The following is a 13,116-nucleotide window of genomic DNA, read 5'->3' on the forward strand; positions in this document are numbered from 1 at the left end:
CGATTTTCGGGCCGATACTGTAGAGCGCTTGCACCATCCGCTTCAAAGACTTACCTCTGAGCGATCACCAACGCGACAGGTTTCGCCATGCCAGCCGTATTCCTGAAAGACCGCTCGCTCATTGCCGTCGGCGGCGTGGAAGCAGAATCCTTCCTGCAGAATCTGATCACCACAGACATCGTCTCGCTCGGTGCGGACGAGGCGCGGCCGGGCGCATTGCTGACACCGCAGGGCAAGATCTTGTTCGACTTCGTCATCTGGCGCGAGGGTGATGACTTCATCATCGAAACGGATGCGACCCAGCGAGAAGCCCTGCTGAAGCGGCTGACCATGTATCGCCTGCGCGCGCCGGTGACGCTGACGCCGGGTGCCGAAGATGGTGTTACCGTTTCCTGGGGCGAGGATGCCGAAAAAGGCGTCAAGGACAGTCGCTTTGCCAAGGCTGATGTTACCGTTCTGCGTCGTGCCGGTCATCATGGCAGCGATGATGCGGCGCTCTACGATGCGTTGCGCATCGAGAATGGCATCGTCACGTCAGGACCTGATTATGCGCTGCAGGACGCCTTCCCGCATGATGTGCTGATGGATTTCAACGGCGGCCTCTCCTTCAAGAAGGGCTGCTATGTCGGTCAGGAAGTGGTGTCCCGCATGCAGCATCGCGGCACGGCACGACGCCGTGTCGTGACCGTTTCGGCCGGGACTGCGCTGCCTGCCAGCGGCACCGAAATAACCGCCAATGGCAAGCCGGTCGGCATGCTCGGCTCCGTCGAGGGGTCGAGCGGATTGGCGATCGTGCGCATAGACCGCGCAGGCGAAGCCATGGCATCCGGCACGCCGCTGCTTGCCGGCGATGTTTCCGTGACGCTCAGCCTGCCCGCCTGGTCCGGGCTCAGCTTCCCGACTTCCTCAGACGAGGCCAGCGCGTGACGACTGCGAAGGCTCCACGTGCCTGGCAACGCATGCTGTCCGGCCGGCGGCTCGATCTGCTCGATCCCTCGCCGCTCGACGTCGAATTGAGCGATATCGCCCACGGACTTGCACGCGTCGCCCGCTGGAATGGCCAGACGTCGGGTGACCATGCCTTTTCCGTTGCGCAGCACTGCCTTGTCGTCGAATCCATCTTCCGGCATTTCAATGAGGCCACACCTGGCGATTGCCTGATGGCGCTGCTGCATGACGCGCCCGAATATGTGATCGGCGACATGATCTCCCCCTTCAAGGCCGTCGTCGGCGGCGGATACAAGACCGTCGAGAAGCGACTGGAAGCGGCCGTGCATCTGCGTTTCGGCCTGCCGCCGCACCCCTCCCGCGAGCTCAAAGACAAGATCAAGAAGGCCGATACGATCGCCGCCTATTTCGAGGCAACTGTACTTGCCGGCTTCACGCCTGCGGAGGCGCAAAAATTCTTCGGTCAGCCGCGTGGCATCACCCGGGATATGCTCTCGATCGATCCCGTCCCGGCGCTCGAAGCGCAGCGGCTCTTCTGTGAGCGTTTCGCTGAGATCGAGGCGAAGCGGGGCATCGCGTCGTGACCGTCATCGTGGTTTCTCCACTGGCGCGCATCGCCGAAATGGCCGTGCGGCACAAGGCGCGCGAGATGATCAGCCTGATGGCAAAGGAGCAGGCCTTTCACCGGCCGGGCGTCATCCAGGCCGACCGGCATCTGCTGCTCAACATGAACGATATTGCCTTCAAGGGCACGGGCGATCTAGTGGCGCCTGACGAACAGCATGTGCGGGCGATTATCGATTTTGCCGCCGGCTGGCAGCAGGACGCACCGCTGCTCGTCCATTGCTGGATGGGCGTGTCGCGCTCGCCTGCCGCGGCGCTGATAGCGGCTCTCTCGCTCGCGCCCGAGCAGGAGGATATGGCGCTTACCCGGCGGCTGCGAACCGCCTCGCCCTATGCGACGCCGAATGCCCGGATCGTCGAAATTGGCGATGCGCTGCTTGACCGGCGCGGCCGGCTCGTCGATGCCGTTAGGGCCATCGGCCGTGGTGCTGAGGCCGACGGCAACGCGCCTTTCGTGTTGACTGTCAGGGGCGATTCAAACGGTTGACGCTCCTCACCCCTGCTCCATCTAGCCCCCGACGAGGCATTCGAGGAGTACGTGATGGAACAGCAGGCCACCGACCTTATCATCGCAACCCGCTCAGCGCTCGATCAGGCGAGCGCGCTTGCCGTACAATATTCCTTTTCCATCCTCGGGGCGATCATCCTGCTCATCGTTGGCTGGGTGACGGCGAGCCTCATCAGCCGCTGGGCCTATGAGGGCATCTCGCGCGTGCGCGGCATCGACGAGACGCTCGCCCGTTTCTTCACCAATGTGGTGCGCTATGCGCTGCTGGTGCTGGTCTTCGTCACCGTTCTCGGGCAGTTCGGCGTGCAGACGGCATCGATTATCGCCACACTCGGCGCCGCCGGCCTTGCCGTCGGTCTGGCGCTGCAGGGCACGTTGCAGAATATCGCTGCCGGCATCATGCTGCTCGTGCTGCGCCCGTTCCGCGTCGGGGAATATATTGAGACGAGCAGTGTCTCGGGAACGGTTCTTGAGATCGGCCTGTTTGCCACCGAGCTTAGAACCGGAGACGGTCTCTACCGGTTGGCACCCAATTCAACGCTCTGGAACACGCCGATCACCAATTACAGCCGCCAGCCGACGCGGCAGAACGAAGTGAAGATCAACATTACGCATCAGGACGATCTCGATCTCGCCATGGAGACGCTGATGAAGCTAGCAACCGCCGACGAGCGCGTACTCAAGACGCCGGCGCCGAGTGTCTTCATTGATAGTCTCAGCGACAGTGCGGTCAGCGTGACGTTGCGCTACTGGGCATCGACCGGCGACTGGTGGGGCCTGAGTCGCGACATGATCAAGCGCGTCAAGCTTGCCTTTGACAAAAGGGGCGAGGTTGGCGACGCTCCGGCGGAGGTTTCGAACGCTCCCGTTCCCGAACCGGCACCAGAGGAAGCGCAGGTCAGGGTTTCGGCCCGCAAGAGGACGCCGAGGACGTCCGCGCAAACGCAGCCATAACCTATTTGATCACGCCGCAGGCGACCCTGTCGCCGGCGCCGCCCGAAGGCTGGGTTCGATAATCATCGGAATCGGCATGCACCATCAGCGCGCGGCCACGCACACCATCCTCCTTGCCGTCGAGCGAGATCATGGTGTCGAAGACCTGTGCGCGCAGGATGCCGTCCTGACCGACATATTGGTTCGGCATATCGCCGGCATGCGGTCCCTTGGCGGCCAGGAAACCATGCTCGGCCTTGGTCGGATTGAAATGACCGCCGGCCAATTCGTGATGGGTTGCGGCATCGCAGTGGCCGGTCTCATGAATATGAAAGGCGACCCATTTGTTGACGGGGAGGCCGGAGATTTCCGCCTCGATGAAGACACCACCATTGGCCGCAGCGGTCAGTGTGGCGCGGCCGGCCTCCTTGCCGTCAGGGCCGATAAAATTTGCCGTCGCCGTCTGCTTGTCCTGGGCAAAGCCTTGGGACGCCGCCGCAAGCAGCCCGAGGGCAGCGATGGTGCATATGATTTTCATCAGGTTTCCTTCCGTTTCGGGGACTGTGTCCCAACGCCTCACGAAAGAAGGTGTTCCTGCCTGCATAAAAGGCAAGAAAAAGCCGGCCACGAGGCCGGCTCGACTTCTGCAGCCGACGACTAAGGCTCAGGCGGCGATACCGAGATCGAACTCGCCGTAGGTATTGCGATAGATCTGCATCGCTTGGTCATCAGCATCAGGAGCAACCTGCTGCAGCGCATAGGGAACGGCCGTGCCGGTTGCCGAGCCGTTGTCGCTGTATTCCATCATGAGCGCGACGAGGCTGCTCGGATATTTCGGCTGCGTATTATCGCCATCATCATCTTCGAGAAACTCTCTGATGATGCCGGGCTTCTCATCTGCCGCACGTTCCGTGCGGCTCAAGACGCCGTCACCATTGGCATCAAGCCGCGAGAGCGTTGCCAAATATGCATAAGAGATGTCTGAAACTGATGAAATAACAGTCATACAAACCTCCGTTCACCGCTTCTTCCGGTGAGAGTCTGTACGCAATACGCGGGTGGGAAATATCAAGGACTGGATTGTTGACTAAACTGATTTGCGGCTTCGGTCAATAAGCTGTTAACACTCGATTAACCATAGTTGACAAAGTGTAACGACCCATTTCCGCGGCACTTTCCAATTGCCTCGAAAAACGAGGTTTCCTCGGTATTTCAGTAGTTTGCGAGATACACACAAAATGCCGGCTAGCTATAATGGCCGGCGAGTTGCAACCGATTATTAATCGGCCCGGTAGAAGATGCCGCTTGCGAGTTGCCGGAAATGGCCACCTGCTGCTTACAAAAAATGATTCTTGCATTCATTTTAGAGAGGTCTTTTTCATGCCCGGCTCGATATGGCACCTTTGCCAGTCGAAGACGCCTTCGCCTTTTGCCATGCTTCCATCGCAATCGTCCCGCGAGGGAACTCGTGCGCATGAAAGCTGAGACGCTTTTCTGGCAACAGTGCACGCAGGCCGTCGATGAGGACGGATCGATCGATGCAGAGCATCTGATGGAGCTCGTCATCGCGACCTATCGCAGCCATGAAAGCGAATATGATGAAATCGAGCGCAGCGCCGGAACGTTGCTCATCGAAAACCGCGAACTGAAGAAGACGATCAGTTCCACCACGCAGGCCCTTGCGGAACAGCGCAAGCTCTTCGAAATCGTCCTGAACAACCTGCCGCTCGGCCTCAGCGTGTTCGATGCGGACCAGCGGCTGACCCTTTCCAACCTGCGCTTCCGCCAGCTCTTCGGCTTTAGCGACGGCGATGTTGCGCCCGGCACGACGATTGCCGACCTGATGCACAAGACGCGTGGCACTGAGCAAGCCGGCGCCAGGACACGCAGCAGGAAGGAAGGCCAGGAAGCTTCCTCGAAGGCAGGGCGCATCCGCCGGCGCGAATGGCTGATGGATGATGGCCGCATCATCCAGAGCGTCGTTACCATCCTTGCCGACGGCAGCAATATCGCCATCCATGCCGACATTACCGAAGACCGCAGGGCCGCCGAGCGCATTACCTATCTCGCCCATCACGATCCGCTGACCGGTCTGCCGAACCGCATTCGCTTCCGCGAGCAACTCGATGCGGCCCTTGCCGAGCGCAAGGAAGACGAGCAGATCGCGCTCGTGCATCTCAATCTCGACCGGTTCAAGTCGATCAACAATACGATGGGTGTTTCTGCTGGCGACAAGATCCTGCAGCAAGTCGCAGAGCGCATCCGCGCCTCGGCCGGCTTGGAAAACATTCTTGCCCGTCTCGGCTCGGACGAATTCGCGATCCTGCAGACGCACCGCCAGCAGCCGTGGAACATCACAGCACTTGCCGATCAGATCCGCCGTGAGCTCAGCGAACCCTTCTTCCGCAGCGACAAGCAGGTGGAACTCAGTGTTTCCATGGGTATTTCGATTGCCCCTGACGATGCTGTCGAGACCGACAAGCTGCTGCGCAATGCGGCGATGGCACTCTCCCACGCCAAGGCGGACGGACGCCGGCACGAGCGCTTCTTCACCGTCGAGATGGACGAGAAGATGCAGGCCCGTCACGCGCTGGAGGCCGATCTGCGGGCCGCCGTGCAGAACGAGGAATTCGAGCTTCACTACCAGCCGCTCTATGATCTCACGCAACACCGCATCTGCGGCTTCGAGGCGCTGATCCGCTGGAATCATCCAGTGCGCGGCCGGGTCTCGCCGATGGAATTCATTCCGCTTGCCGAGGAGGTCGGCCTCGTGGTCGATATCGGCCGTTGGGTTTTGCGCCAGGCCTGCAACGATGCAGCACAATGGCCCGAGGACATCAAGATTGCCGTCAATGTCTCGGCTATCCAGTTCAGCAGCAGCGACCTGCCGAAGGATGTCGGCGAGGCGCTTGCTGCCGCAGAACTTTCTCCTTCGCGTCTCGAACTGGAGATCACCGAAAGCGTGCTGATGGAAAATCGTGATGAGGTAATGCCGATCCTGCATGCGCTCAGGGAACGCGGCATCCGCATCTCCATGGACGATTTCGGGACCGGCTATTCGTCGCTGAGCTACCTCTCGAGCTTCCCGTTCGACAAGATCAAGATCGACAAGTCCTTCGTGAACGACATCGACGAGAACAGGGAAGCACATGCGATCATGCGTGCGATCATCCTGCTTGGCGATGCGCTTGGCATGCGCGTGACCGTGGAGGGCGTGGAAACCGCAGAGCAGATGGCGCTGCTCGAACGCGAAGCGTGTGACGAGATCCAGGGCTATTATATCAGCGCCCCAAAACCGTTCGGCGATGCGACCCGCATGCTGTCCATGCCGCCAAAGGCGAATGGCATTACGCCGTTCGCCAAATTCCGGCGCTGATCTCGGCACGTTGCAACTCGCCGGCCAAGCCGTTATCGACGGTATACGAACCCTTTGAAAACCGGTGACGACGATGTTCAAGGCCGAAGCCTTCTCTCCCCATGAGTCTCTGGCTGTGGAGCTCATTCCACATGCGACCGAGGGTGACGACGGGTCCCACGACCTCGCCCATATCCTGCGTGTCTTCCGTAATGCCATGCGCCTCCACGCCGCAGAAGGCGGCAAGGGCCACGTGCTGGCCGCTGCCGTTCTGCTGCATGATTGCGTCGCCGTCGAGAAGAATTCGCCGCTGCGCGCCCGGGCATCGGTACTCGCCGCAGAAAAAGCGTCGCGGATATTGAAAGAGCTTGGATGGGGCGATGAGGATATCGCTGATGTCGCCCATGCGGTGACCGCGCACAGCTTCTCGGCGAACGTGCCGCCGGAAACGCTGGAGGCGAAAATCCTGCAGGATGCCGACCGGCTGGATGCCATCGGCATGGTCGGCGCGGCGCGCTGTTTCTATATTGCAGGTCGGCTCGGATCGGGCCTCTACGATCCTTTCGATCCGGCTTCCGAGGACCGGCCGCTCGATGACAAACGTTATGCGATTGACCATTTCCAGACGAAGCTGTTCAAACTGGCGGACGGTTTCCAGACCCGGACCGGACGTGATCTGGCCGCAGCCCGCGACAGAAGCCTGCGCGACTTCCTCGCGGCATTTATGGATGAAATCTAGGAGCCTATGATGCGTGTCAGCGATCTCTTCATCTACCCGCTCAAGAGCGCCCGCGGCATCGCCCTGCCCTCTACCGAGATCGATGCCTGTGGCCTACCCGGCGACCGGCGCGCCATGGTGACGGACGCGGACGGACATTTCATCACGCAACGCGAGCTCCCGGCCCTTGCCCGCATCGACGTACGGCCCGAGGCCGGCGCCTTCCGGCTGCTGATGCAGGGCAAGCCTGACATCGCCGTACCGCCGCCGCATCCGGACCGGCGGCTCGATGTCACGGTCTGGAAATCGGTCGTCAGCACTGCCGTTGCCGACGATGACAGCAACGTCAGGCTTTCGGAATGGCTCGGCCGCGCGGTGAAACTCGTCTTCTTCGACGGTGCTGCCAAACGAACGGCCAATGCCGAATGGGCGGGCGAAGGCACACCGGTGACCTTTACCGACGGCTACCAGATCCTGGTGACGACGACGGGATCGCTGACGGCGCTGAACGCCGATCTCTCGGCCCATGCCGAAGGCGGCATCGGCATGGAGCGCTTCCGGCCGAATATCGTCATCGACACGGACGAGGCCTGGGCCGAGGACCGCTGGGCTGCGATCGAGATCGCCGGCATCCGCTTCGACCTCGTCAAGCCCTGCGCCCGCTGCATCATGACGACGCAGGACCAGTTGACGGGGTCACGCGAGGTGGCGAACCCCATGCCCGCCATGGGCCGCATCCGCATGTCGGGAGATCGGCGCGTGCCTGGTCCGCTTTTCGGCTGGAACGTGACCCCGCGCGGCACCGGCAGGGTCGCGATTGGCGACGAGGTGACGGTCATCGAGGCCCGGCCGGAGGGCTGGACCTTCAAGGTTCGCGCTCGCGGGTAGAATCAAGCGCGGGCGAGCGCCGCATCGATTTGCGCCATCACATCGGCCGGCAACGGTCCCTTTTCCAGCGCACCGGCATTTTCCTCGACCTGCGCAACCGTCCGGAAACCGGGAATGGGCAGGGTGCGCGGTGAACGCGCCCAGAGCCAGGCGAGCGCGCCCTGCGTCAGCGTGCGTCCATCAGATGTGAGCAGACTGCGCACGGCGTCGAGCCTTGCGGCGAATTCAGGCGCGATACGCCCATCCTTGAAATAGATCATCCATTCGAGTGCTGCCCCGCGCACATCCTTGGCGCCCACGGCCTTGTCCGGCGTGAACTTGCCTGTCAGCAGGCCCATGGCCAGCGGACCGCGATTGATGGAGATGAGGCCGTTCTTCTCGACGACATCGATCATCTGGGGCACCGGCTCGAAGACGTTCATCGTATGCTGGATCGAGACGAAGCCGGACCGACCGGCATGGCGGGCGGCGCGATCGGGGAAATCCGTGCTCCAGCCGAAGGCATCGATCTTGCCCTCTCCCCGCAGGGCCTGCAGCGTATCGAAGACTTCGTCGGACTGATCCAGCGGAAAATCATTGATGTGGAATTGCAGGAGGTCGAGACGCTCCCGTTTCAGCCGGCGGAGCGACGTCTCGACGGACTGGCGGATGAAGGCCGGATCGGAAAAGGCACCGGTCGCCTGCTTCGTTTCCGGATTGGTGGCAAAGCCGAACTTGGTGGCGATGACGATGTCGGCGCGATTGCCGATCGCCTGTCCCAGAACCTCTTCCGAATGGCCGGCGCCGTAATTCGAGGCCGTATCGAAAAAGCGAATGCCAAGGTCGATCGCCCGGTTGATCGCGGCAATGGATTCATTGTCGTCCACCTCGCCCCAGCCAAGCGGCGTGTCGCCCGCGAAGAACGGACCGCCGATCGCCCAGCAGCCCATGCCGAGGCGGGGAACATCCTGCCCGTTCCAGAGTGTGATGGTGGTCGATGTATCGGGCCTGGTCAGCATGGCTTCCTCCTTGAGCGCTTAGAGACTTTCCTGATCGACGGAGAGATAGGGATGCGGCGCATGGGGGTAAACCGCCAAAACTGAAGACCGTTTTGCAGGGATGAAAAGCCGTTCACGCAGAAAGTTCATCCGGCCGTAAAAGCGTCCGCGCAGCCGGATTCAGCGCCTTGAGTGCCGCTTGAACGAAACCTTCACGCGCTGCCGAAGCCTCCAGACCACGCGGTTCATAGACATGGCGATGCAGAAAGAATCCGGTCAGACGGAATGCCGCCGTGAGGCTTTCGAAATCGGCCGCATGATTTTCCTGCGCACTCAGAAAAGCCGGCAAAAGCAGCATCTTGTCGGCCCAAGGCTCTCCCGCACCACGGCTCACCGCACGGCCGGATTTCGGCGAGACATAGGCGAGATCGGCGCGGGTCCCAGTCGCCGCACATTCGGTAAGATCGAGTCCGAAGCCGAGGTCGTTCAGCACCGCAAGCTCGAAGCGTACGAAAAGCTCACCGGCATCGGTGGGATTGTGGAGATGATCGAGGATGACTTCCAGCGCCTCGAAGAGATGCGGATGCGGATCGCGCTCCGGCAGCAGGCGCAGCAGGGCGCCCATGGCCTGCACGCCGTAGACGGCGGTCGCCGTCTCCATCAGCCGTGCGGCGCGCAGCTTTACCGGTTCGAGGCGGAATTCACCGAGATGTTCATCCAGCCGGGCACGCCAGGTGACTTCCACCTCATTGCCGGGCTGCAGCACCGGCTGCATGGTGCGCGAACGGCCGGAGCGAACGAGGCCGAGATGACGGCCGCGCTCACGCGTCATGACCTCGGCGATGACACTTGTCTCGCCGTGGCGCTTGACGCCAAGAATGATCGCCTGGTCCTGCCATTGCATCGGAAAACCGTCCTTCAGCCTGCCGATTCATTTTAGAGCAAGGCTAGGTCGCTGTCATTCCGCCGGCGACGGGAAAAGCTTCTGGAGGAAGTCACGCATTGCATTCTCGTCGAAAGGCTTGACGAGAAGGGGCACGTCCTGAAGGTCGGTCGGGAAATCCAGCGTATCGGAATAGCCGCTGACAAAGCCGAACGGAATATTGGCCAGCGACAGATCGCGCGCGAAATCGAAGCTCATCGCCTCTCCCAGATTCACGTCGAGAAGCGCGAAATCGTAATCTGCGACTTGGATTGCGTCCCTGGCCTGATCGACGCTATTGGCAATATCGATGGTATCAGCACCAACGAGACGCAGGATATCCTCCGCCTCCATGGCGATGATCAGACTGTCTTCCAGGACCAGAACACGGGTTCTTGCGTTCATGATCTCCATGCCCCTCGTGAAGCGCAAACATTGCAGCGCTTCGGCCTTTTTGCAAACATCATTCCGTCGGTACCCCGCCTGGACCGTTGACGGTGGTTGCCCACCATAACTGAATAGCCACATTTTTGTCTCCGGTCGATAAAAACGAAAGTCGGAGGAAAGATGACGTGACTCTAGTTTCCCTGACGCCAATTTGCATTTAAAAAAGACATCAAGGTTGACCAATCCGACCGGGAGAGATTCCAAAGCGTGTCGCGATCTTTCAGATCCGCTCGCAACGCTTTAAGTTATTGTTTGCCGCATGTCGTTGTCGCAAAACCGCTGCACAGTTTTGCGCGACATGCTCTAAGGCCTGTTGAGATTCATCGGGAATTGATCACTGCTGAGCAGAGATAGATGATGGCTGAGAAGCTCTGGTCGGTTTTGTCCGATCTCATTGCGATGCACTTGAACTCTTTGAGTTTGCAGAAGAAATTCTCGATCGTATGTCGCCATTTGTAGAGTTCGGTGTCGGGCGGCAGCGGCGAGGCCCGCCTTGGATGTTGTGAGATGACGATCTTTGCGCCTCGAAGGTTAGAACGAGGAGGATCTGCCGAGCCATTGGCTTAAATTGAGAGCTTACTGCACGTACCTTGTGTCAGCTGGAGATGGTATCGCAGGCATAATCCGGCCAATTCAATCACCGCATCGCGGCATTGCGGTGGCCCTGAAGGGACACGAACACCGTCATACTCGGCCGACCTCACATAGCCCACCAGATTCCGTTGAAGACTGAATGTGATTCATAGAACTTCCGTCTGCGCAACAGATAATGCGGCCGTCTTTGACGTGAGCGAGCGGCTAATGATCTGAAAGCGGGCCATCTGAAGCCTGCGCGGCGTCCGAGGTAGCCACAATTCTACCTCGCTTCCATCCCCAGCTGAAGTAAGGCCCGGAGCAATGGCGTGTCTGCTGCTACGGCCTGTATTTGACGACGCAGTCAAGAAGCCACCACTACGCTGCTCTGATCCGTACAGTCGTTCTCATCGCAGCGGTCTGGCCGGGGTTGCTGTCGAGATGAAACTGGTTAACTAGATCACGCAGCCTGCTCGCCTCACTCGACAAAGACGCGGCCGCTGCGGTGGATTGTTCGACCATCGCCGCGTTCTGTTGAGTGGATTGATCCATTTGGTTGACGGCGGTGTTGATTTCGCCAAGTCCCGTGGACTGCTCTCGCGCGGACGTCGCGATCGCCTCCATCAGCTGATTGATCCGAGACACATGGTCACTGATCGATTTCAGCGACTGACCCGTCTCAAGAACCAGTCTCACGCCGGTGCCGACTTCGGCAGAGGACTTTTCGATAAGACCCTTGATCTCCTTCGCCGCTGTTGCCGCGCGTTGTGCGAGCTCGCGAACCTCTTGAGCGACAACTGCAAAGCCTTTACCGGCTTCCCCGGCGCGGGCTGCTTCGACGCCTGCGTTCAGTGCCAGCAGGTTTGTCTGGAACGCGATTTCGTCGATGACACTAATGATGTTGGAGATCTGCTCCGAGCTGTCCTCGATTCGCCTCATCGCCTGTTCGGCTTCTGACACGACTGAAGCGGAACGTTCCGCACTGACATTAGCTTCGTGTGCGACATTGCGAGCCTCGTCGGTCCGCTTGGAGGCTGTCGTAACATTGGCGGTAATCTCATCGAGGGCTGCTGCCGTCTCTTCCAGAGAGGCTGCCTGCTGCTCCGTGCGCTTGGAAAGGTCTTGCGCGCCGGACGCGATTTCGCGCGTTCCGCTATCGATGCTGTGCGCAGTCTTCAGCACAGCACTGATCGTCGTACCGAGCTGTTTGAGCGAAGCGTTGAAATCCTCGCGCAACTGCTCGTACGCCGAGGCGAAAGGCTCCGCCAGCTGGAAGGAGACATCGCCGCCTGCCAGACGCCTTAATCCATCGCCTAACGTTGTTGTCGCAAACCTCAGTTGTTCCGCTTCTCTCTCGGCACGCTCCTGTGCTGCGGTACGAGCCGCCTCTGACTGGCTCCGCGATGCCGATGCCTCCTGCTCCAATCGAAGAACGTTTATCGCGTTCTGTCGGAACACCTCCACTGCTGCCGCCATCGCACCAATCTCATCCGCGCGGCCGGCGTAAGGAATAGCGCTTCCCAGATCGCCGTCGGACAAGATCTTCATGGCAGAGGCGATCCGGCGTATCGGGTTTGCGATACCGAACACGGCAAATATTGTTCCGGCCAAGGCGACTAGGATTGCGAGAGTTGCGATTAGTGCTGTAACTGTGAACGCGTAGCTTGCCGTGGCGCTACTTGCGGCGACATATGATTCGGTCTGACTCAAAATGAAGGCCACCAGATCTGCAATCTTCTGGCTCACCAGATCGGATTGCGGCTCCATGCTCTCGCGGAAGAGACTGGCAGCTTCGGCTCCGCTCGCGCTATCCTGCAATTGGACCATGTGGTCGGCAAGCTCGTCGTATTTCTTAAGCTCGGAGTTGACCTGATTGATCAGCTCGCGGCCTCGCTCGGTGCGGACACCTTTCACATATTCATCGATCGAACTCTTGACCGCAGAATTCGTGTCGTCAACCAGCTTCGCTCCCGCGGCTCGCTTTTCTGGTGACGCCTCCAATAGGTAGCGCGCGTAAGCCAACTTCAGATCGGAGAAGTTTCCCTTGATATCTCTGGCAGTGACCAGACGTTTCATCCAGAAGCTGCCAATTTGCTGGGTGTTGTCGTTCAGCGTCGAAATCGTGCTGAGAGAATTGTAGGACAAGACAACCAGGAAGGCACAGATGACGGATAAAACGGCAATAAGGGCTTGCTTGACACTTGGGCGCTTCATTCAGGTCTC

13 protein-coding genes are annotated in these 13,116 nt (G+C 59.9%); 7 read left to right on the forward strand and 6 right to left on the reverse strand.

Translation table 11 applies throughout. The annotated features are described in order from the left end of the window. Nucleotides 1–87: 87 nt before the first annotated feature. From ygfZ to ACR9ZQ_RS19515, 4 genes are read left to right on the forward strand one after another with little or no spacing between them, the layout of a single operon-like run. Entirely contained in the window at nt 88–927 is an 840-nt protein-coding gene (gene ygfZ / locus ACR9ZQ_RS19500) for a CAF17-like 4Fe-4S cluster assembly/insertion protein YgfZ (protein WP_439014498.1), read from the forward strand. Next, complete coding sequence (locus tag ACR9ZQ_RS19505; RefSeq protein WP_310382820.1) at nt 924–1,532, forward strand: HD domain-containing protein; 609 nt, start codon at nt 924–926, stop codon at nt 1,530–1,532. Before ygfZ ends, ACR9ZQ_RS19505 begins: the two co-directional genes overlap by 4 nt. Continuing rightward, on the forward strand, nt 1,529–2,059 hold the full coding sequence (locus ACR9ZQ_RS19510; protein ID WP_481428584.1) for a tyrosine phosphatase family protein: 531 nt from the start codon (nt 1,529–1,531) through the stop codon (nt 2,057–2,059). Before ACR9ZQ_RS19505 ends, ACR9ZQ_RS19510 begins: the two co-directional genes overlap by 4 nt. A 54-nt stretch (nt 2,060–2,113) precedes the next feature. Continuing rightward, nucleotides 2,114–3,034, forward strand: a complete 921-nt coding sequence (locus ACR9ZQ_RS19515) for a mechanosensitive ion channel family protein (protein ID WP_481428585.1) — start codon at nt 2,114–2,116, stop codon at nt 3,032–3,034. A gap of 1 nt (nt 3,035) precedes the next feature. On the opposite strand, the gene ACR9ZQ_RS19520 is transcribed toward ACR9ZQ_RS19515, so the two are convergent. Next, a complete protein-coding gene (locus ACR9ZQ_RS19520) occupies nt 3,036–3,551 on the reverse strand; it encodes a superoxide dismutase family protein (protein ID WP_481428586.1) in 516 nt (171 codons plus the stop codon). Nucleotides 3,552–3,677: 126 nt separating this feature from the next. Next, nucleotides 3,678–4,019, reverse strand: coding sequence for a hypothetical protein (locus tag ACR9ZQ_RS19525; RefSeq protein WP_481428587.1), 342 nt, complete (start codon nt 4,017–4,019; stop codon nt 3,678–3,680). Nucleotides 4,020–4,487: 468 nt separating this feature from the next. Here ACR9ZQ_RS19525 and ACR9ZQ_RS19530 point away from each other — a divergent pair, with 468 nt between their 5' ends. The 3 genes from ACR9ZQ_RS19530 (at nt 4,488) to ACR9ZQ_RS19540 (ending at nt 7,974) form a co-directional block, all read left to right on the forward strand. Beyond that, entirely contained in the window at nt 4,488–6,389 is a 1,902-nt protein-coding gene (locus ACR9ZQ_RS19530) for a putative bifunctional diguanylate cyclase/phosphodiesterase (RefSeq protein WP_481428588.1), read from the forward strand. Nucleotides 6,390–6,462: 73 nt separating this feature from the next. Beyond that, nucleotides 6,463–7,107 (forward strand): HD domain-containing protein, encoded by a 645-nt coding sequence (locus ACR9ZQ_RS19535; protein ID WP_481428589.1) that lies wholly within the window; start codon nt 6,463–6,465, stop codon nt 7,105–7,107. A gap of 9 nt (nt 7,108–7,116) precedes the next feature. Beyond that, complete coding sequence (locus tag ACR9ZQ_RS19540; protein WP_481428590.1) at nt 7,117–7,974, forward strand: MOSC domain-containing protein; 858 nt, start codon at nt 7,117–7,119, stop codon at nt 7,972–7,974. A gap of 2 nt (nt 7,975–7,976) precedes the next feature. On the opposite strand, the gene ACR9ZQ_RS19545 is transcribed toward ACR9ZQ_RS19540, so the two are convergent. The 4 genes from ACR9ZQ_RS19545 to ACR9ZQ_RS19560 form a co-directional block, all read right to left on the reverse strand. After that, nucleotides 7,977–8,972 (reverse strand): aldo/keto reductase, encoded by a 996-nt coding sequence (locus tag ACR9ZQ_RS19545; RefSeq protein ID WP_481428591.1) that lies wholly within the window; start codon nt 8,970–8,972, stop codon nt 7,977–7,979. Nucleotides 8,973–9,084: 112 nt separating this feature from the next. Beyond that, entirely contained in the window at nt 9,085–9,855 is a 771-nt protein-coding gene (gene recO, locus ACR9ZQ_RS19550) for a DNA repair protein RecO (RefSeq protein WP_310382813.1), read from the reverse strand. Nucleotides 9,856–9,909: 54 nt separating this feature from the next. Further along, entirely contained in the window at nt 9,910–10,401 is a 492-nt protein-coding gene (locus tag ACR9ZQ_RS19555; protein WP_481429337.1) for a response regulator, read from the reverse strand. An 870-nt stretch (nt 10,402–11,271) separates the two neighbouring features. Next, nucleotides 11,272–13,107, reverse strand: a complete 1,836-nt coding sequence (locus tag ACR9ZQ_RS19560) for a HAMP domain-containing methyl-accepting chemotaxis protein (RefSeq protein ID WP_310382811.1) — start codon at nt 13,105–13,107, stop codon at nt 11,272–11,274. Nucleotides 13,108–13,116: the final 9 nt, after the last annotated feature.

The sequence above is a fragment of the Rhizobium sp. KNZ14-9A genome (genome assembly GCF_056755015.1).